We start from the raw sequence: 18,961 nt of genomic DNA on the forward strand, positions 1-18,961 counted from the left end.
ATCTTGATGTCAAGACACTTGAATTCAAGAGACTTCATGTCGACAGACCCTCTACACTGATCCACATGGAGGACGAGGTCGACCGACTGGTCGCTGCATGGCGCCGCGAGCGCCCCGACCTCGACGTGGAACCACTCGAGGTGCTCAGCCGCGTCTCCCGCCTGGCCCGCCATCTGGACCGGGCCCGCCGGATCGCCTTCTCCGAGCACAATCTGGAGCCCTGGGAGTTCGACGTACTGACGTCCCTGCGGCGCGCGGGCGCCCCCTACCAGCTCTCCCCCGGCCAGCTCCTCACCCAGACCCTGGTCACCTCCGGCACGATGACCAACCGCATCGACCGCCTGACCAAGAAGAACCTCGTCGAGCGCCTCCCCGACCCCAGCGACCGCCGCGGCGTGCTCGTCCGGCTCACCGCCGAGGGCCGCGACAAGGCCGACCAGTCACTGGCCGGTCTGCTGGCCCAGGAGCGCGCCATCCTGAGCGAGCTCTCCACCCAGCAGCGGGGCGAACTGGCAGGACTGCTACGCCAGTTGACCGCCCCGTTCGACAACATCCCCGGCTAGGGCCGCCGGGCCCGGTTCGGCCGGGCCGACGCCCGCGCGCCGGGCCAGGGCGACCGCGGCCAGGGTGGAGTGCACGCCCAGCTTCCCCAGCACGTTCTGCATGTGGGTACGGACCGTGTGCGGGGAGAGGAACAGCCGCTCGGCCACCGCCTTGCGGCCCAGGCCCGCCACCATGCAGCGCAGCACCTCGCGTTCGCGCGGCGTCAGCGACTCGACCAGCTGCTCGCTCTCGCTGCGGTGCTTGCGCGCCGCCGTCAGCTCCCGCAGCACGCCGGTGAGCAGCGCCGGGGGCAGATGCGTCTCGCCCCGCAGCACGCCGCGGATGACGGTGAGCAGCCGTTGCAGCGAGCAGTCCTTGGCCACCCAGCCCGACGCCCCGGCCTGGAGCGCCAGCGCGGCCCGGACCGGGTCGTCCTTCTCGGCGAGCACCACCGCGCGCACGGACGGCCGGCCCGAACGGACCCCGGCCACCAGGGAGATGCCGTCCACCGGGGCGCTCTCCCCGTCGGTGGGGACCGGTACGGGGGCCCGTCGGCCCCCCGCCGTGCCCAGGATGCCCAGCTCGGCGTCGATCAGCATCACGTCGTAACCGCGGCCCTCGGCGGCGGCCCGCTCCAGGCACCGCAGAGCGGCGGGACCGCTGCCCGCCGCCGCCACATCGACGTCGGGCTCGGCCGCGAGCGCCGCCGCGAGCGACTCGGCGAAAATCCGGTGGTCGTCCACCACGAGAACCCGGATACGAACCACAGGCACCCCCATGCCGCGTCTGTTCCTGGGCCACCCCCGGGCCCACCGAAGGGACCGGCCAGCACGGGTACGGCACCCCGGATCGGTGAATGGACCGCAGTCCCACGGCCGCCGCCGTGTGCCGACTGCTGCCCGCCCCGGGTGCCGTACCCGACTGTCTCGTACCCCTGAATCAGCACCGGCCCCCACCGGTGCTGTGCATCAGGGTACGGCCGACGGGCCGGGTGGGAAGGCGATTCCCAGAACTGACCGGCTCCGGCCGCCCCCCGGGTGTGGCGCGTGTTCCGTCCTGCGACAGAACGCGTGTTCCGTCCTGCGGCAAAAGGGGGCCTGGACCGGGCCTGCGGGGTTCAGACGAGGCGGCGGGCTCCCGCCGAGGGCACGGCCGGGAAGATCCGCGGGGCCGTGTGGCCCGCCGCGGCGAACGCCTCCAGCACCGACTTGGCGACGGTGCCCGCCTGTTCCTCGGCCACCAGGACGATCGCCGAGCCGCCGAAGCCGCCACCGGTCATCCGCGCGCCGAGTGCCCCGGCCTCGTTCGCCGCCGACACCACCAGGTCCAGCTCCGGGCAGGAGACCCGCAGATCGTCGCGGAGCGAGACGTGCCCGGCGTTCAGGACCGGGCCCGCGGCCCGCACATCGCCCGCGTCGAGCAGCGCGATGACCTGCTCCACCCGCGCGTTGTCGCTGACCACATGGCGTACGTAGCGCACCACCGACTCGTCGACGCCGGCCTCGGCCAGGGTGCCCAGGGCCGCGCCGAGGCCGTCGTACGGCACTTCGCGCAGGGTCCGTACGCCGAGTGCCGCCGCGCCCGCCTCGCAGCCGGCCCGCCGCTCGGCATACGCGCCGTCGCCGAGCGCGTGCTTGACCTGGGTGTCGACCACGAGCAGCCGCAGCCCGTGGGCGGCCAGGTCGAAGGGGATCTGGCGCTGGGTGAGATCGCGGGTGTCGAGGTGGAGTGCGTGGCCCTCGGTGCAGCAGGCGGACGCCATCTGGTCCATGACCCCGCAGGGCACGCCCACGAAGTCGTTCTCGGCGCGCTGGCCGAGAACCGCCAACTCGGGGGCGGAGAGCCCGAGTCCGAAGAGATCGTTCAGGGCGAGCGCGGTGACGACCTCCAGCGCGGCGGAGGAGGACAGGCCGGCGCCGGTGGGGACCGTGGAGGTCAGCTGGATGTCCGCCCCGGTGACCGGATGGCCGGCCTCGCGCAGGGCCCAGACGACTCCGGCGGGGTAGGCCGCCCAGCCGTGCCCCTGGTGCGGGGCCAGTTCGTCGAGCCGGAGCTGGACGACGCCGCCGGGTACGTCGGTGGAGTGCAGCCGCAGTTCGCCGTCGGTGCGGCGGGCGACCGCCGCGAGTGCGGTGTGCGGCAGCGCGAGCGGCATCACGAAGCCGTCGTTGAAGTCGGTGTACTCGCCGATCAGGTTGACCCGGCCGGGGGCCGCCCAGATCCCCTCGGGCGCGTGACCGTACAGCTCGGTGAAGGTGGCGGTCAGCTCGGCCCGGGAGGCGGTCGGCTCGGTGTTCACGGTCATGGGGCGGTGGGCTCCTCTCGGCGGGCGAACGTCCAGGCGTCGGTGACGATTCCGGTCAGGTCGGCGCGGGACGGCGTCCAGCCGAGCCGCTCCCGGGCGGTGGCGGCGGAGGCGACCAGCACGGCGGGGTCACCGGCGCGGCGGGGGGCCGCGGTCTCCGGGACGGGGTGGCCGGTGACCTCGCGGACGGTCTCGATGACCTCGCGCACCGAGAAGCCGTTGCCGTTGCCGAGGTTGCAGATCAGGTGCTCGCCCGCGGTGGCCGCGTCCAGCGCCAGCAGGTGGGCCTCGGCGAGGTCGGCGACATGGATGTAGTCGCGGACGCAGGTGCCGTCGGGGGTCGGGTAGTCGTCGCCGTACACGGAGATCGACTCGCGGCGGCCGAGCGCGACCTGGAGGACCAGCGGAATGAGGTGCGACTCGGGATCGTGCCGCTCCCCGCAACTTCCGTACGCCCCGGCCACGTTGAAGTAGCGCAGCGAGACCGCGGCCAGGCCGTGCGCGGTCGCCTCGCCGGTGATCATGTGGTCGACGGCGAGCTTGGTGGCGCCGTAGGGGTTGGTGGGCGCGGTCGCGTCGGACTCGGTGATGGGGGTGGTGGCCGGTTCCCCGTAGGTGGCGGCGGTGGAGGAGAAGACCAGGGTGCGCACACCGGCGTCGCGCATCGCGGCGAGCAGCGCGAGGGAGCCGCCGACGTTGTTCACCCAGTATTTCTCCGGGTCCGCGACGGACTCGCCGACCTGGGAGCACGCGGCGAAGTGCAGCACCCCGTCGTAGGAGGCGTCCAGCCACTTCGCCGCGTCCTGGATGCGGCCCTCGATGAACTCGGCCCCGGCCGGGACGCCCTCCCGGAACCCGGTCGACAGGTCGTCGAGAACGGTGACCGCGTGCCCGGCCTCCAGCAGGTGCTGGGCGACCACGCTGCCGACGTATCCCGCGCCGCCCGTGACCAGGTACTTCTTCTGGGGCTTGCTCACTCGCTCGCTACCTCTCGCAGTCGCTGGGCCGCGGCCTCCGGCGGCACATCGTTGATGAACACGTTCATGCCGGATTCGGAACCCGCGAGGAACTTCAGCTTGCCGGAGGTACGTCGAATGGTGAAAAGCTCCAGATGGAGCCCGAAGTCCTCCCGTCCGGGAACCCCGAACGGGGCCTGGTGCCAGGCCGAGATGTACGGGGTCGGCGGCTCGCCGGGGCCGAAGATCCGGTCGAATCGCCTCAAGAGTTCCAGATAAACCTGTGGGAACTCCGTGCGCGCGGCCTCGTCGAGCTCCCGCAGGTCGGGGACGCGGCGGCGCGGGTGCAGATGGACCTCGTACGGCCAGTGGGCGGCGTACGGGACGAAGGCGACCCAGTGCTCGGCGTCGATGACGATCCGGGAGCCGTCCTTCTCCTCGCGGGCCACCACGTCGTCGAAGAGGTTGCCGCCGGTCTCGGCGCGGTGGTCGGCCATCGAGCGGAACATCAGCTCGGTGCGCGGGGTGACGAAGGGGTACGCGTAGATCTGCCCGTGCGGGTGGCCGAGCGTGACGCCGATCTCGGCGCCCCGGTTCTCGAAGCAGAACACCTGCTTGACCTGCGGGAGTTCGGCGAGCTCGGCGGTGCGGTCGGTCCAGGCCGAAAGGACCAGGGCGGCCTGCTCCTCGGTGAGGTCGGCGAACGACGCGTCGTGGTCGGAGGTGAAGCAGACGACCTCGCAGCGGCCGGAGTCACCGGCGAGCGAGGGGAAGCGGTTCTCGAAGACGGCGACGTCGTAGTCGGCCTCGGGAATCTCGCTCTGCCGGCCGTCCCGCGAGGGGCAGAGCGGGCACTCGTCGGCCGGCGGGTGGTAGATGCGGCCCTGGCGGTGCGAGGCGATGGCGACGCTGTCGCCGAGGAACGGGTCACGACGGATCTCCGACGAGGTCGAGACCGGGTCGAGGGGGCGCCGGTCGACGGCGTCGCGGACGATGTCGTCGCGGCTGTCGTAGTAGAGCAGCTCCCGGCCGTCGGCGAGCGTCGTAACCGTCTTCTTCACCAGGTTCCTCCAAACATAACCGAACACAATGAACCACAAGTCAACAATGACGTCAATGAGTGGCCCATGCCCGGCGGCCGGGCACGGCAGGGCCGGGCCCGGGCCCGGCCCGGTGCGTGGTGTTCGTCGTGTCCGCGGGAACGAGCCGCGGCTCAGTGCTTCCGCTGCTGCCCGGGCAGTTCCGGCCGCCCGGCCGGTGCCGCGTGGTCCAGCAGTCCCGTGCGGGCCGCGAGTGCCGCGGCCTCCAGCCGGGAGCCGACGCCCAGCTTCATCAGCACCCGCTGCACATGCGTGCGCGCGGTGCTCGGCGCGATCCGCATCCCGGCCGCGATCAGCCGGGTGTCCTCACCCTCGGCGACCCGCACCAGGACCTCGACCTCGCGCGGGGTGAGCAGTTGGAGCAGCCGCTGCCCCTCGTCGTCCGGCGCCGCGGCGGGATTGAGCAGTTCGGCGAAGGCGCCCTGAAGGAGCTGCGGCGCCACCGCCGCCTCCCCGGCGCGCGCCTTGACCATCGCCCGTTCGACGCCCTCCATGCGCTCGTCGTGGCGGACGTATCCCGCGGCCCCCGCCGCGAAGGCCGCCGCGATCCCGCGCGGGCTGGGCACCGGTCCGAGCACCACGACGGCCACCTGCGGGCGCTCGCGCCGGATCCGTACGATCGGGTCGAAGGCGCCGGGTTCGGCCGGGGCCGCGGTGCCGAACAGGCAGACGTCCGGGGCCCTGCTGACCACCAGCTCCGCCGCCCCCGACGTCGGTGCGGCCGCCGCGAGGACCCGGTGGCCCCGCAGTTTCAGCGCCGAGGCGAGCGCCTCGGCGAGCAGTCTGTGATCATCGACCACCATGAGCCGCACGCCCATCGAGCACACCCCCGTTGCACCGCCACACCGGGCCCCCCGGCCTTCCTGACCCGGCAAGCTACACGCTTGTTCGACGCCGCGGGCGCCTTACCGGCCAAAAGGAGCCGGAACACCGGATCGACGTGCGTTCGGGACCGGTTGATGGTGTGCCATGTCCGACTGGTCGCCGTTGTGATCGGCCCGCCGACCGTTACGGATCACTTCCCGAGGCCCCCGTGCGCCCGGCCCCGAACGTGCGCGGGGGTGGTGCCCGTTACCCGGACACCACCCCCGCGCGCGCGTGCGGCCTGCTGTTACGGCCTGCTGAAGCTGACCACCAGTCGGCGGCTCGCGTCCAGCGAGCCACTCGGCTTGCTGACCATGGTGCTGGACAGGTACAGGTGCCCGTCGCTGTAGCGGAACTCGGAGTAGTCCGGCGTGAAGCTGGTCTCCGCGTCCCGGATCGACTCGTCGCTCGGGTTCTCCATCAGCACCGTCTGCTTGAACGTGGCGCCGTCGATGGAGACGACCTGGCCGCCCTTGTCGTACGGGGGAACCCGGTAGGCGATGATGTTGCCGCCGTCCATGCGGATCGGGAACATCGTGTAGCGGTCGCCCGCGTCGGCCTTGTCGCTGGTCGGCTTGCCGGTGGTGAGGTCGAAGGAGACGATCTCGTTGGTGTCGCCGTACTCGCCGGTGCCCTCGTGGTCCTCGGTCGGCACGTAGATGCGGTTGTTGCCGACGGCCAGCTGACTGCAGCTCTCGACCTCGGTGGAGGCGCAGCGCGCCGCGTACTTCTCGCCGTCCGCCGCGATCCGGGTGAGCAGCTTGCCGGTGGAGGCGTCGATCGAGAAGAAGTCCGAGATGCCGCTGCCGTCACCGGCGGTGTCGCCGACATCGGCCGCGACGACCAGCGGCTTGGTGGAGACGATGCTCGCGTAGTCGACACCGGGCGGCATCTTGTACGAGGAGATCGGGGCCCCGGTGGTGGGGTTCAGCGCCTGGACGACGAGCTGCGGGTCGTCGTACGTACCGCACTTGCGGACCACCGCGAGCGCTTCGCCGCCGCCGTACCCCTTGTCGTAGCAGCCGTCGGTGGTGGCCTTGGGCTTCCAGCGCTCGGCGCCGGTGTTGAGGTCGAAGGCGGCGCCGCCCTCGGTTCCGCCCGCGGCGACCGTGGTGCCGCTGAGCGTGACCTCGTCGAACCTGACCGCCGCGTCACCGCTGGTGGCGGCGGTCACCGACTTGCTCCACATCAGCTTGCCGGTGCTCAGGTCGAGCGCGCCGACCTGGTTGCACGGCGGGTACTTGGTCGCCTTGGTCGGCTTGCTCTGCTCGAAGGCGATCGCGGTCTTGAAGTCCTTGGACATGTGCCGGGACGCGGCGCAGACCTGGCCCGCCAGCGGGATCGACCAGAGCTTGGTGCCCTTGGCCGGGTCGTAGGCGACGATCTCGTTCAGACCGGTCTTCACGTACGCCTTGTCGGTCAGCCAGGAGCCGTCGACCTTGGTGACGTCGGTGACCTTGGGCAGCGGCAGCTGGAAGGCGACCTTGGACTTGGGGTCCGCGGGGGCCTTCTCCTTGCCGGCGCCGTCGACGGCGTTGCCGCCCTGGCCGCCCTTGCCCTCGGTGGTGCCGCCGCTGGACTGGGACGCCTTGTCCTTCTTGCCGTCGTCACCGCCGGAGGAGTACCAGATGCCGCCGGCCACGATCAGCACCACGGCCACCGAGGCGGCGACGATGATCTGCATCTGGGTGCTGAACTTCTTGCCGCCGTTCCCGTCCTGCTGGGGCGGCTGCGGCTGCTGCATCGGGGTGGTCTGGTAGCCGTACCCCTGCTGCGGCGGCTGGCCGGGCGGCATGCCCTGCGGGAATCCGTAACCCTGCTGCGGCTGGCCGGGCACCGGCGCCTGCGGGTAGCCGTAGCCGGGCTGCGGGGGCTGGGCCTGCGGATAGCCGTAACCGGGCTGGGCCTGCGGGTAGCCGTAGCCGGGGCCCGGCTGCTGCGGGGCACCGGTGGGCGGCGGGGTGTCCGCGGGCGGCGGGGTCGGGGCACCGAACCCGCCCGGGGGCGGGGTGGCCTGCTGCTTGCCGAAGGGGTCGGCGGGCGGCGCGCCGAACCCACCGGGCGGTGGGTCCTGCGGAGCACCGAACCCACCCGGCGGGGGGTCCTGCGGGGCACCGAATCCGCCCTGGGGCGGATCGTTGGGCGGCTGGGGGGGCTGCGTCATGGCGTACGTACCTCTGGGGAAAGGGAGTCGGTGGGACGGGTCCGGCGGCGGTCGGTGGTGTGCCGGCCGCCGCCGGTCATGAGCCGTGGGGCTCCGACGGACGAATGGTGCCGTCGAGGGGCCTCGTGAGCCGTCAGTTGCCGAAGGCCATCATGGTCTTCGTCTCCAGCTCTTCCTTGTCGTTCCTGGCGCTGACCCGGCCGCTCGCGATGAACGAACGGCCGCCCGCGTAGAGGATCTTCGAGTTGTAGAAGTCGTTCTCGATCTCGGCCGTCGACGCGGGGTGCTGCAGCAGCATCCGGGGGGTGCCGCCGGTCGGTGCGAGGGTGGCGATGCCGCCGCCCTTCTGGTAGCCGGGCTCCACGTAGAGCAGCACGTTGCCGCTCTCCATGCGCAGCGGCTTCACGGTGCGGTCGGCCGGGGCGGCGGCCTTCCACTTGGTCCTTCCGGTGTTCAGGTTGAACGCCACGACCTTGTTCGTGCGGGCGGTGCCGCTGGAGTCCGGCGCGGTCGCCATGTAGAAGGTGTTGGCGTCGGCGGCGACTCCGGTGCAGCCGTCGAGGGACTTGCCGAAGATGGCGAAGCTGCTGCCGCAGTCCGGTGCGAACTTGTCGCCCTTGTCGCTGGTGATGCCGGTGCGGAGGGAGCCGTTCTCCTTCAGCGCGAGGATGCTCCACTCCTTGTCCTTCTTCAGGGAGACCACCAGCGGGCTGACCGAGTAGACCCGGTCGATCTCCCAGCCGCGCTTGGGCCGGTAGGTCCACCTGGGCTTCCCCGTGTTCGGGTCGAGCTCCTGTATCTGGTGCTGCGGGTTGTCGGTGTTGTCGGTGCGGCAGCTGGAGGCGGCGATCAGCTTGGCCCCGCCGGCGAAGGCGAACGGCTGGCAGATGCCCGACGGCTTGCCGAACAGTTCCTTGCCGTCACTGACCCGGTAGGCGTTGGAGTTTCCGGTGCGTCCGACCGTCACGGTGTCGCCGCTGATGGCCAGCGAGATGTCCGACAGGAAGTCCCAGGTGCCGTTCTGCTTGACCGCCTTCTTCCACCCGGCCTTGCCGGTGGCGAGGTCGATCATCTGGAGGTCGGCGCAGTCCGCCTTGTCGGTGGTGCCGTTCTTGACCCCGATGACGATCTTGCCGTCGGCCGTGGGCTGCGAGGGCGCCGCGCACAGGTCGGCGGGCAGCTTGAGGGTCCACTTCTGCTTGCCGTCGGCCACCGAGTAGCCGGAGACCGAGCGGTACATGCCCCTGACGATGGTGTCGCCGGACACCCAGGGGCCGTAGACGTCCGAGCCGTTGCGCGGCAGGTCGATGTCGTTCTTCTGGAGCCAGAGGACCTTCGCCTCACCGGCCTTGCGCCCGGCGTTGAGGTCCTCGTCGGCGTCGCCGCCGTTGCCGTCACCGTTTCCGTTGCCCTCGTTGATGGAGGGCGAACTGCTCGGCTTCGCGTCCCCGCTCTCCTTCGCGATGGGCTTCTTGTCGTCGTCGCCCCCGCTCGTGGCGACGAAGATGCCGCCGCCGATCACCAGGAGCGCGACGGCCGCGGCACCGATGATGATCGCGGGCTTGCGCTTGGAGGGACCGCCGCCGGGACCGCTCGGGGTGGGCGCGCCGGGGTACTGCTGCTGCGGGTAGCCGTAACCGGGCTGCTGCTGGCCGTACGGACCCGGCTGCTGGCCGTAGGGGCCGGGCTGCTGGGCGTACGGACCCGGCTGCTGGCCCGGCTGCTGCGGGTAGCCGTAGCCGGGGGCCTGGCCCGGCGGCTGGCCGGGTGCCTGCGGATAGCCGTAGCCCGGCTGGGCGGGTGGCGGGGTCTGCGGCGGGCCCTGGGGCGGCTGAGGACTACCCGGCGGCGGCTCCTGCGGCGCGCCGAAGCCTCCCTGCGGCGGTTGCTGGCTGGGCGGCTGGGTCATCAGCACGTCCCCCTTCGTGCGGTCCGGTGCCCGGTCCGTTCTCCCCCGCGATTCCGCGGAACACCACGGGGCAGAACCCCCTGAAATTCCCGGAAAGGAGCGAATCAGGCATGGATCCCGCAGTGTTACGTCAGTCGAGCGGGGCTTCTTTGTACCACCCGCAAGACCCCGCGCACCGGGGCGGTCCACCCCCTGTTCCCAAGGGAGAACCGCCCCGTGATGCCTCCGTTACGCCTCGGTGTCCGTCAGTTGCCGAACATCTCCATCGACTTGGCCCGCTGCTCGTCGCCGTCCTCGACCCCGCTGATGCTCGTACTCATCAGGAGGGAACGGCCGTTCACATAGGCGACCCGGGGCTGGAAGAGCGTGCGCTCGGTCCGCACCCCCGCGTCCGGGTGCCGCAGCAGCGGCCGCGGTGTGCCACCGGTCGGCGGCAGCGACGCGATGGCGCCGGCCTTGTTCATCGACGACTCCACGAACACCAGCAGCCGGCCGTCCTCCACCCGCATCGGCATCATGGTCTGCCCGGCCGGGGCCTCGGCCTTCCATTTGGTCCGGCCGGTGCTCACGTCGAAGGCGGCGACCTTGTTGGTGGGGGTGGCATCGGACTCCTCGGGCTTGGTCGCCAGATAGACCGTCCGGTCGTCGGCCGCCACTCCGAGGCAGTTGTCGAGGTTCCCGCCGCCGGTGATGAGATCGGTGTCGCACTCCACCCGGTAGTTCTCGGTGCCGCCGACCAGCTGGGAGCGGTAGGTGCCGTCCGCGTTGAGCATGACGATGGCCCAGTTGTCTCCCTTCTTCAGGGAGACGACCAGCGGGCTGACCGAGTAGAACTGCGAGATCTCCCAGCCCTTCTTGACCCGGTACTTCCACAGGACCTTCCCGCTGGCCGGGTCGATCCGCTCCACCAGCTGTTCCTTGTGGTCGTCGGCCGCCGTCTGGCAGCTGGCCGCGGCTATCCCCAGCGGTCCGCTCGCGAAGCCGAACGGCTGGCAGTTGCCCGGCAGTTTCCCGAAGAGCACCTTGCCGTCGCTGACCCGGAAGGCGTCCGTCCTGGTCTTGCGCCCGACGGTCACGGTGTCGCCGTTGATCGCCATCGCCGGGTAGGAGAGCAGGTCCCAGGCGCCCTGCCGCTCGTACTTCTTGTACCAGCCGGCCTTACCGGTCGTGAGGTCGACCATCTGGAGTCCGTTGCACTCCGCCGCGCTGCCGCTGCCGCTCTCCACCCCGAAGACGATCCTGCCGTCGGAGGTGGCCTGCGAGGGGGCCCCGCACAGCTTGCCCGGCATGCGGAGGCTCCACTTCTCGCTGCCGTCGGAGACCGAATAGCCGGAGACGGTGTGGAACATCGCCTTGACGACGGTGTCGCCGGCGAACCAGGGGCCGTACACGCTCTCACCGTTGCTGGGCAGGTCGACGCCGCCCTCCTGGAGCCAGCGGACCTTCGCCTCGCCCGGTTTGCGCTTGGCGTTGATCCCGTCGGCCTCCCCGCGCAGGTCGCTCGGCCCGGGGTCCTTCTCGTCGCCCTTGCCCTTTCCGGTGGAAGTGGGGCCCGGCGCGGGGGCGGTGCTCGACTTCGCCGTGGGCTCCTTCTCGTCGCTCCCGCTCGTCGCCAGCCAGACACCACCGCCCGCCAGCAGCACCACGGCGAGCGCGGCACCGATGACCGCCCCTCGCCTGCCCCGGAAGAACCCGCCACCACTGCCGCCCCCGGGGCCACCGGACTGCGGTGGCGACGGCACGCCGTACGGGCCGGGCTGCGTCGGTGCGTCGTAAAGCCCCGGCTGCGTGGGCGCGTTGTACGGACCTGGCTGGACGGGCGGCGGCCCGTAGGGCCCGGACGGCTGGGTGGGCGGCCCGTACGGACCGGGCGGCCGGGTGCCGTACGGGCCGGCGGCCTGGCCCGATGGCTGCGTAGGCGGCTGGGCCGGTGACCCGTACGAACCGGGCTGTGGTTCGTACGGAGCCCCGAAGCCTCCCTGCGGCGGTTGCTGGCCGGGCGGCTGGGTCATCAGCACGTCCCCCTTCGTGCGGTCCGGTGCCCGGTCCGTTCTCCCCCGCGATTCCGCGGAACACCACGGGGCAGAACCCCCCTGGACTCCCCGGAAAGGAGCGAATCAGGCATGGATCCCGCGGTGTTACGGCTGTCGAGCGGGGCTTCTTTGTACCACCCGCGTCTTTTCGGCCACCGGGTCGGTCAGTCGCCGAAAGAGATCATGGTCTTCATCGCGATCTCCTCCTCGTCGGTGACCCCGCTGACGAAGGCGTGCATGAGCAGGGAGCGCCCGTTCACGTACGCGACCCGGGGCAGGGAGAAGCCCCGCTCCACCTCGGCCGCCGACGCCGGATGCCGCAGGACCGGCCGGAGGGTGCCGCCCGTCGGGGCGAGCGACATGATGCCGCCGCCCTTGCCCTTGGTCGCGTCCATGTAGACCAGCACCTTGCCGCCCTCCACCCGCATCGGCATCAGGGTCTGCCCGGCAGGCGCCGGGACCTTCCACTTGGACTTGCCGGTGCCCAGATCGAAGGCAACGACCGCGTTGGTCATGTCGGAACCGACGAACTCGGGCTTCGTGGCCATGTAGAAGGTGTCCGCGTCGGCCGCGACCCCCAGACAGTTGTCGACGTTCTGGCCCCGGGTGAGCACGTCGCCGCCGCACTGCGTCGCGTAGTCGTCGGTGCCACCGATCAGCTGGGACCGGTACGTGCCATCGGCGTTGAGCACCGCGATGGCCCAGTTCTTCTCCCCTTTCCTGATGGAGACGACCAGTGGGCTGACCGAGTAGAACTGGTCGACCTGCCAGCCCTTCTTGACCTTGTACGTCCACCGGACCTTGCCGGTGGCCGGGTCGATCCGCTGCACCTGCTGCTCGGCATGGTCGTCGGCCTCGGTCTGGCAGCTGGTGGCCGCGATCGGGACGGGGCCGCTCACAAAGCCGAACGGCTGGCAGTTGCCCGGCAGTCTGCCCCACAGCGCCTTGCCGTCACGGACCCGGAAGGCGTCCGTCCGGCTGGTCCGCCCCACGGTCAGAACGTCTCCGTTGATCGCCATCGCCACATCGGAGAGCCCGTCCCAGGCACCGGGCCGCTCGTACGACTTGCGCCAGCCCGCCTTGCCGGTGGCGAGGTCGATCATCTGGAGGCTCTCGCAGGGCGCGTCGCTCGCGGTGCTGTTCTCGATCCCGATCACGATCTTGCCGTCGGCGGTCGCCTGCGTGGGGGCGGCGCAGACGTCGGCCGGCAGACGCAGGCTCCACTTCCGCGTGCCGTCCATGACCGAATAGCCGGACACCGTCCGGTACATGGCCTTGACCACGGTGTCGCCGACGATCCAGGGACCGTATGCGTCGGCGCCGTTGCGGGGCAGGTCGACGCCGTTCTTCTGAATCCAGAGAACCTTCGCCTCGCCGGACTTGCGCCCGGCGTTGAGCTTCTCGGCGGTGTCGTGGTCCACGACCGCCTTCCCCTTGCCGTCATCGGTGGGGTGCGGGGGGCTCGGCGGCCCGGTGGTGCTGTGCTGGGCGACCGGCTTCTTCTCTCCGTCGCCGCCGCTCGTGGCGAGCCGGACGCCGCCGCCCACGATCAGGCAGACCGCGAGCCCGGCGGCGACCACGACCGCGGGCTTCCGCTTGGAACGCCCGTCCCGACCGGGCCCGCCGGGGGGCTGCGGTTGCGGTTGCGGTTGCGGCCAGCCGTACCCGGGACCGCCGTAACTCCCCGGCGTCTGCGGGCCGTACGGCTGCGGAGGCTGACCGTACGGCTGCGGGGGCTGCCCGTACTGGCCGGGCTGTGGTTCGTACGGAGCCCCGAAGCCTCCCTGCGGCGGTTGCTGGCCGGGCGGCTGGGTCATCAGCACGTCCCCCTTCGTGCGGACCGTTCCGGCTGCTGCGCCGGGCAAGGTTTCTTTGTATCACCCGCCCCACAGGCCCCAACGGTCACACCTGACGCACCGCAACGATCAGGCGTCCTCGGCCAGTTCCAGCCAGCGCATCTCCAACTCGTCGCGTTCGGCGACCAGTTCGCGCAGTTCGGCGTCGAGCTTCGCCACCTTCTCGAAGTCCGTGGCGTGCTCCGCGATCTGCGCGTGCAGCGTGGTCTCCCGCGTCGACATCTTGTCGAGCTGCCGCTCGACCTTCTGGAGTTCCTTCTTCGCCGCACGGGCGGCCTGCGGGGAGACCGCCGTGACCGGCGCGGCCTCCCTGGCCGGCGCGGGTGCGGCGGAGGGCGTGGCCGCCTCCTCCATCCGCTGCCTGCGCTCCAGGTACTCGTCGATCCCGCGCGGCAGCATCCGCAGCGTGCGGTCGCCGAGCAGCGCCATCACCCGGTCCGTGGTCCGCTCGATGAAGAACCGGTCGTGGGAGATCACGATCATCGAACCGGGCCAGCCGTCGAGGAGGTCCTCCAGCTGGGTCAGGGTCTCGATGTCGAGGTCGTTGGTGGGCTCGTCGAGGAAGAGGACGTTCGGCTCGTCCATCAGCAGGCGCAGGATCTGGAGCCGGCGCCGCTCACCGCCGGAGAGGTCGCCGACCGGGGTCCACTGCTTCTCCTTCGAGAAACCGAACTGCTCGCAGAGCTGGCCCGCGGTCATCTCGCGGCCCTTGCCGAGGTCGACCCGGTCCCGTACCTGCTGGACGGCCTCCAGGACCCGCAGGTTCGGGTTCAGCTCGTGGACCTCCTGGGAGAGGTAGGCCAGCCTGACGGTCTTGCCGACGACGACCTTCCCGGCGGCGGGCTGTGCGTCGCCCTGGGTACGGGCCGCCTCGGCCAGCGCCCGCAGCAGCGAGGTCTTGCCCGCGCCGTTGACCCCGACCAGGCCGATCCGGTCGCCGGGGCCGAGCTGCCAGGTGAGGTGCGTGAGCAGCGTCTTGGGGCCCGCCTGGACGGTCACGTCCTCCAGATCGAAGACGGTCTTGCCGAGCCGGGCGTTGGCGAACTTCATCAGCTCGCTGGTGTCGCGCGGCGGCGGCACATCGGCGATCAGCTCGTTGGCCGCCTCGATGCGGTAGCGCGGCTTGGAGGTGCGGGCGGGGGCGCCGCGGCGCAGCCAGGCCAGCTCCTTGCGCATCAGGTTCTGCCGCTTGGACTCCTCGGTCGCGGCGATCCGCTCCCGCTCGGCCCGCGCGAAGACGTAGTCGCTGTAGCCGCCCTCGTACTCGTGGACCGTGCCGCGCTGCACGTCCCACATGCGGGTGCAGACCTGGTCGAGGAACCAGCGGTCGTGGGTCACGCAGACGAGCGCGGAGCGGCGGGCCCTCAGATGGCCGGCCAGCCAGGAGATGCCCTCGACGTCGAGGTGGTTGGTCGGCTCGTCGAGGACGATCAGGTCCTGCTCGGCGATGAGCAGCTTGGCCAGCGCGATCCGGCGCCGCTCGCCGCCGGAGAGCGGGGCGATGACGGTGTCCAGGCCGTGCTCGAAGCCGGGCAGGGCGAGGCCGCCGAAGAGTCCGGTGAGTACGTCGCGGATCTTGGCGCTGCCCGCCCACTCGTGGTCGGCGAGGTCGCCGATCACCTCGTGGCGGATGGTCGCCTGCGGGTCGAGCGAGTCGTGCTGGGTGAGGACGCCGAGCCGCAGTCCGCCGTTGTGGGTGACGCGTCCGCTGTCCGCCTCCTCCAGCTTGGCGAGCATCCGGATGAGCGTCGTCTTTCCGTCACCGTTGCGGCCCACGACCCCGATCCGGTCCCCCTCGGACACCCCGAGGGACACGCCGTCGAGCAGGGCACGGGTGCCGTACACCTTGCTGACCTGCTCGACATTGACCAGATTGACGGCCATTTCACTCCTGCCCGGGGGGATGGATCGGCTTCCCAGGGTACGGGGCTGCGGAGGTGCGCCGCCCGCTCGCCCCGGGGCCTCCCCCTCGGACGTGCGCGGGGCGGGCGTGGTCAGACGACGATCGCCCCCGGCGCCGGTGAGACCGCCGTGCGTGCGTTGCGGCAGGTGCCCGAGGTGATCAGGGCCTCGGCCACCTTGCGGGCCGACTCCTCGTCCGCCACCAGGAACGCGGTGGTCGGCCCGGAGCCCGAGACCAGGGCCGCCAGGGCTCCGGCGGCGGTGCCCGCGGCGAGGGTGTCGGCGAGCGAGGGGCGCAGGGAGAGCGCGGCGGGCTGGAGGTCGTTGGAGAGGGCCTCGGCGAGCGCGGCCGGGTCGCCGGTGCGCAGGGCGGCCAGGAGCGCCGGGGACGCCTCGGGGGCGGGGACGTCGGTGCCCGCCGTCAGCCGGTCGAACTCGCCGTAGACGGCCGGGGTGGAGAGCCCGCCGTCGGCGACCGCGAAGACCCAGTGGAAGGTGGAGCCGACCTCGACCGGGGTGAGCCGCTCGCCGCGTCCGGTGCCGAGTGCGGCGCCGCCGACCAGGCTGAACGGGACGTCGCTGCCCAGCTCCGCGCAGATGGCCAGCAGCTCGTCCCGCCCGGCGCCGGTGGACCAGAGGGCGTCGCAGGCCAGCAGCGCGGCCGCGCCGTCGGCGCTGCCGCCCGCCATGCCTCCGGCGACGGGGATGTCCTTGGCGATGTGGATGTGCACATCGGGTGCGATGCCGTGCCGCTCGGCCAGCGCGATCGCGGCGCGGGCGGCGAGGTTGGTCGCGTCCAGCGGGACCTGGGCGGCGTCCGGGCCCGAGCAGGTGATGCGCAGCCCGTCGGCGGGGGTGACGCTGACCTCGTCGTACAGGCCGACGGCGAGGAAGACATTGGCCAGGTCGTGGAAGCCGTCGGGGCGCGGGGCGCCGACCGCGAGCTGGACGTTGACCTTGGCGGGTACGCGGACGGTGATGGTCACTCGCCACTCCCGGCGGACTCGTTCCCGGCAGCCCCGGCGGGCTCGTTCGTGGTGGCCCCGGAGGGCCGGCTCCCGGTCGTCCCGGAGGGCTCGTTCCCGTTGGCCCCGGCGGGCTTGTTCTCGGCGATTGCGGCGAACTCCTCGACGGTCAGCGACTCGCCGCGGGCCTGCGGGGAGATCCCGGCCGCGACCAGGGCCGCCTCGGCGGCGGGCGCGGAGCCGGCCCAGCCGGCCAGGGCGGCCCGCAGCGTCTTGCGGCGCTGGGCGAAGGCCGCGTCGACGACCGCGAAGACCTCGGTCCTGCTCGCGCTCGTCGCGATCGGCTCGGTGCGCCGGACCAGGGAGACCAGCCCGGAGTCGACGTTCGGGGCGGGCCAGAAGACGTTGCGGCCGATGGAGCCGGCCCGCTTGACGTCCGCGTACCAGTTGGCCTTCACGGACGGCACGCCGTAGACCTTGTTGCCCGGCCGCGCGGCCAGCCGGTCGGCGACCTCGGCCTGGACCATGACGAGGGTGCGCTCGATGGACGGGAAGCGCTCCAGCATCGTCAGCAGGACCGGCACGGCGACGTTGTACGGAAGGTTCGCGACCAGCGCGGTCGGCGCCGGCCCCGGCAGCTCCCGGACCAGCATCGCGTCGGAGTGCACCAGGGCGAACCGGTCGGCCCGCCCCGGCATCCGCGCGGCGACGGTGGCCGGCAGCGCGCCCGCCAGCACGTCGTCGATCTCGACGGCGACGACCCGGTCCGCCGCCTCCAGCAGCGCCAGGGTCAGCGAGCCGAGCCCCGGGCCGACCTCGACGACGACGTCGTCCGGCCGGACCTCCGCCGTCCGTACGATCCGGCGGACCGTATTGGCGTCGATGACGAAGTTCTGGCCGCGCTGCTTGGTCGGGCGTACGCCCAGCTCGGCGGCCAGCTCGCGGATGTCTGCGGGGCCCAGGAGGGCGTCGGGCTCAGTGGTGCTCACCCGGTAAGCCTACGGCGGCTGCCGCCGCGGTCAGTAGTCGAAGGCCCTGGCGGTGTTGTCGAAGACGGCCGACGCCAGGGTGTCCTCGTCCAGGCCCTTCACCGCCGCCATGGCCCGCAGGGTGACCGGGATGAGGTAGGGCGCGTTGGGCCGGCCCCGGTACGGGGCGGGGGTCAGGAACGGGGCGTCCGTCTCGACCAGCACCAGTTCCGTCGGGGCGACGGCCAGGGCGTCCCGCAGCGGCTGGGCGTTCTTGAAGGTGACGTTGCCCGCGAAGGACATGAAGTACCCGGCGTCCGCGCAGATCCGGGCCATGTCGGCGTCGCCGGAGTAGCAGTGGAACACGGTCCGTTCCGGGGCGCCCGCGTCGGCGAGGATCCGCAGCACGTCCGCGTGCGCCTCGCGGTCGTGGATGACCAGTGCCTTGCCGTGCCGTTTGGCGATCTCGATGTGGGCCCGGAAGGACTCCTCCTGGGCGGCCATGCCCTCGGGGCCGGTGCGGAAGCAGTCCAGTCCGGTCTCGCCGACACCGCGTACGTGGTCGAGGGCGGCCAGCGCGTCGATCTCCGCGAGCGCCTCGTGCAGCGCCGCCTGCCCGCCGCCCTCCCGCGCGCCCTGGCGCGACCGGCCGTCGGGGTCGCCGTGCACGATGCGCGGTGCCTCGTTGGGGTGCAGGGCGACCGCCGCGTGCACGTTGGGGTGCGCGGCGGCGGTCTCGGCGGCCCACCGCGAACCGGCCACATCGCATCCCACCTGGACCACGGTGGTCACATTGACCGCGGCGGCCCTGGCCAGGCCCTCCTCGACGGTCGCGTCCTGCATGTCCAGGTGGGTGTGCGAATCGGCGACCGGTACCCGGAGGGGTTCGGGCAGCGGCGGGGCTTCGGTACGGCTCATGACGACGATCGTACGAGGACCCACCGGTGCGCCCGGCCCGTGGTGGAGCCGGGGTGCCTACCTCCGGTGGAACGGGTGCAGCAGATCGGACAGGTGCCAGTGGTGTCCGGTGTCCGCGGGGGCGGCGGCCGCGGCCTCGCCGTCCTGGATCGCCGGCCGCGCCGGCTCGGAGCTGCGGAGCAGCTGCTGGACGGTCGAGACCCGGCCGGCCCGCATGATCCGGACCACGTGTCCGCCGCAGTTCGTGCAAGTGGGCCGGGACAGGGGCGAGGGCACCCGCTCGCCGTCCGCCTTGTATATGACGAAGGGGTTGTTGGAGCCGTCGACGTGGTGCTCTATTTCGAAGGCCTGCTCCCAGCCGTGTCCACACCTCATACAGGCGAATGCGTACGCCTCGTGCACGGTGGTTTCTGCGATCTCGCTCATGCCCGCTCCTTTGTCCGCCGGACAGGCACTCCGGACAAACGTTCCGGAGAAT

At 71.8% G+C, this 18,961-nt stretch carries 15 protein-coding genes; 1 reads left to right on the plus strand and 14 read right to left on the minus strand.

Annotated features, from left to right (window positions below; translation table 11 throughout):
• Nucleotides 1-65 precede the first annotated feature (65 nt).
• Nucleotides 66-563: a MarR family winged helix-turn-helix transcriptional regulator gene (locus ACFVH0_RS05610; protein WP_072487439.1), complete on the plus strand. Its 498-nt coding sequence runs from the start codon at nucleotides 66-68 to the stop codon at nucleotides 561-563.
• Here ACFVH0_RS05610 and ACFVH0_RS05615 read toward each other — a convergent pair.
• The 14 genes from ACFVH0_RS05615 to ACFVH0_RS05680 all read right to left on the minus strand — a co-directional run bounded on the left by ACFVH0_RS05615 (nucleotide 522) and on the right by ACFVH0_RS05680 (nucleotide 18,909).
• Nucleotides 522-1,322: a LuxR C-terminal-related transcriptional regulator gene (locus ACFVH0_RS05615; RefSeq protein WP_385818181.1), complete on the minus strand. Its 801-nt coding sequence runs from the start codon at nucleotides 1,320-1,322 to the stop codon at nucleotides 522-524. The two genes, ACFVH0_RS05610 and ACFVH0_RS05615, sit on opposite strands and share 42 nt — an antisense overlap.
• 338 nt (nucleotides 1,323-1,660) lie before the next feature.
• Nucleotides 1,661-2,848, minus strand: coding sequence for a galactokinase (gene galK, locus ACFVH0_RS05620; RefSeq protein ID WP_385818182.1), 1,188 nt, complete (start codon nucleotides 2,846-2,848; stop codon nucleotides 1,661-1,663).
• Nucleotides 2,845-3,825: a UDP-glucose 4-epimerase GalE gene (gene galE, locus ACFVH0_RS05625; protein ID WP_385818183.1), complete on the minus strand. Its 981-nt coding sequence runs from the start codon at nucleotides 3,823-3,825 to the stop codon at nucleotides 2,845-2,847. Before galE ends, galK begins: the two co-directional genes overlap by 4 nt.
• On the minus strand, nucleotides 3,822-4,865 hold the full coding sequence (galT, locus tag ACFVH0_RS05630; protein ID WP_385818184.1) for a galactose-1-phosphate uridylyltransferase: 1,044 nt from the start codon (nucleotides 4,863-4,865) through the stop codon (nucleotides 3,822-3,824). The genes galE and galT overlap by 4 nt, the downstream gene beginning before the upstream one ends.
• 152 nt (nucleotides 4,866-5,017) lie before the next feature.
• A complete protein-coding gene (locus ACFVH0_RS05635; protein ID WP_385818185.1) occupies nucleotides 5,018-5,722 on the minus strand; it encodes a response regulator transcription factor in 705 nt (234 codons plus the stop codon).
• Nucleotides 5,723-6,015: 293 nt separating this feature from the next.
• On the minus strand, nucleotides 6,016-7,932 hold the full coding sequence (locus tag ACFVH0_RS05640; protein WP_385818186.1) for a PQQ-binding-like beta-propeller repeat protein: 1,917 nt from the start codon (nucleotides 7,930-7,932) through the stop codon (nucleotides 6,016-6,018).
• Between the two features lie 133 nt (nucleotides 7,933-8,065).
• On the minus strand, nucleotides 8,066-9,841 hold the full coding sequence (locus ACFVH0_RS05645) for a PQQ-binding-like beta-propeller repeat protein (protein ID WP_385818187.1): 1,776 nt from the start codon (nucleotides 9,839-9,841) through the stop codon (nucleotides 8,066-8,068).
• Between the two features lie 245 nt (nucleotides 9,842-10,086).
• Complete coding sequence (locus tag ACFVH0_RS05650; protein ID WP_385818188.1) at nucleotides 10,087-11,853, minus strand: PQQ-binding-like beta-propeller repeat protein; 1,767 nt, start codon at nucleotides 11,851-11,853, stop codon at nucleotides 10,087-10,089.
• A gap of 185 nt (nucleotides 11,854-12,038) precedes the next feature.
• Nucleotides 12,039-13,691, minus strand: coding sequence for a PQQ-binding-like beta-propeller repeat protein (locus tag ACFVH0_RS05655; protein WP_385818311.1), 1,653 nt, complete (start codon nucleotides 13,689-13,691; stop codon nucleotides 12,039-12,041).
• A gap of 108 nt (nucleotides 13,692-13,799) precedes the next feature.
• Nucleotides 13,800-15,614, minus strand: a complete 1,815-nt coding sequence (locus ACFVH0_RS05660; protein ID WP_385818189.1) for an ABC-F family ATP-binding cassette domain-containing protein — start codon at nucleotides 15,612-15,614, stop codon at nucleotides 13,800-13,802.
• 110 nt (nucleotides 15,615-15,724) lie between these two features.
• Nucleotides 15,725-16,618: a 4-(cytidine 5'-diphospho)-2-C-methyl-D-erythritol kinase gene (locus tag ACFVH0_RS05665; protein ID WP_385818190.1), complete on the minus strand. Its 894-nt coding sequence runs from the start codon at nucleotides 16,616-16,618 to the stop codon at nucleotides 15,725-15,727.
• Nucleotides 16,615-17,586, minus strand: a complete 972-nt coding sequence (rsmA, locus tag ACFVH0_RS05670; protein WP_385818191.1) for a 16S rRNA (adenine(1518)-N(6)/adenine(1519)-N(6))-dimethyltransferase RsmA — start codon at nucleotides 17,584-17,586, stop codon at nucleotides 16,615-16,617. Before rsmA ends, ACFVH0_RS05665 begins: the two co-directional genes overlap by 4 nt.
• A 30-nt stretch (nucleotides 17,587-17,616) precedes the next feature.
• Entirely contained in the window at nucleotides 17,617-18,483 is an 867-nt protein-coding gene (locus ACFVH0_RS05675; RefSeq protein ID WP_326742109.1) for a TatD family hydrolase, read from the minus strand.
• Nucleotides 18,484-18,540: 57 nt separating this feature from the next.
• Nucleotides 18,541-18,909 carry a hypothetical protein gene (locus ACFVH0_RS05680; protein WP_385818192.1) on the minus strand — a complete coding sequence of 123 codons (369 nt, stop codon included), beginning with the start codon at nucleotides 18,907-18,909 and terminating at the stop codon, nucleotides 18,541-18,543.
• Nucleotides 18,910-18,961 lie beyond the last annotated feature (52 nt).

Source organism: Streptomyces sp. NPDC127117, from assembly GCF_042677325.1.
Classification (GTDB): Bacteria; Actinomycetota; Actinomycetes; order Streptomycetales; family Streptomycetaceae; genus Streptomyces.

What these genes read in the sequence shown, in the direction of transcription:
- ACFVH0_RS05610 (WP_072487439.1), top strand. Translation starts at nt 66, where the DNA reads ATGGAGGACGAGGTCGACCGACTGGTCGCTGCATGGCGCCGCGAGCGC.
- ACFVH0_RS05615 (WP_385818181.1), bottom strand. Translation starts at nt 1,322, where the DNA reads ATGGGGGTGCCTGTGGTTCGTATCCGGGTTCTCGTGGTGGACGACCAC.
- galK (WP_385818182.1), bottom strand. Translation starts at nt 2,848, where the DNA reads ATGACCGTGAACACCGAGCCGACCGCCTCCCGGGCCGAGCTGACCGCC.
- ACFVH0_RS05635 (WP_385818185.1), bottom strand. Translation starts at nt 5,722, where the DNA reads ATGGGCGTGCGGCTCATGGTGGTCGATGATCACAGACTGCTCGCCGAG.
- ACFVH0_RS05640 (WP_385818186.1), bottom strand. Translation starts at nt 7,932, where the DNA reads ATGACGCAGCCCCCCCAGCCGCCCAACGATCCGCCCCAGGGCGGATTC.
- ACFVH0_RS05645 (WP_385818187.1), bottom strand. Translation starts at nt 9,841, where the DNA reads ATGACCCAGCCGCCCAGCCAGCAACCGCCGCAGGGAGGCTTCGGCGCG.
- ACFVH0_RS05650 (WP_385818188.1), bottom strand. Translation starts at nt 11,853, where the DNA reads ATGACCCAGCCGCCCGGCCAGCAACCGCCGCAGGGAGGCTTCGGGGCT.
- ACFVH0_RS05655 (WP_385818311.1), bottom strand. Translation starts at nt 13,691, where the DNA reads ATGACCCAGCCGCCCGGCCAGCAACCGCCGCAGGGAGGCTTCGGGGCT.
- ACFVH0_RS05660 (WP_385818189.1), bottom strand. Translation starts at nt 15,614, where the DNA reads ATGGCCGTCAATCTGGTCAATGTCGAGCAGGTCAGCAAGGTGTACGGC.
- ACFVH0_RS05675 (WP_326742109.1), bottom strand. Translation starts at nt 18,483, where the DNA reads ATGAGCCGTACCGAAGCCCCGCCGCTGCCCGAACCCCTCCGGGTACCG.
- ACFVH0_RS05680 (WP_385818192.1), bottom strand. Translation starts at nt 18,909, where the DNA reads ATGAGCGAGATCGCAGAAACCACCGTGCACGAGGCGTACGCATTCGCC.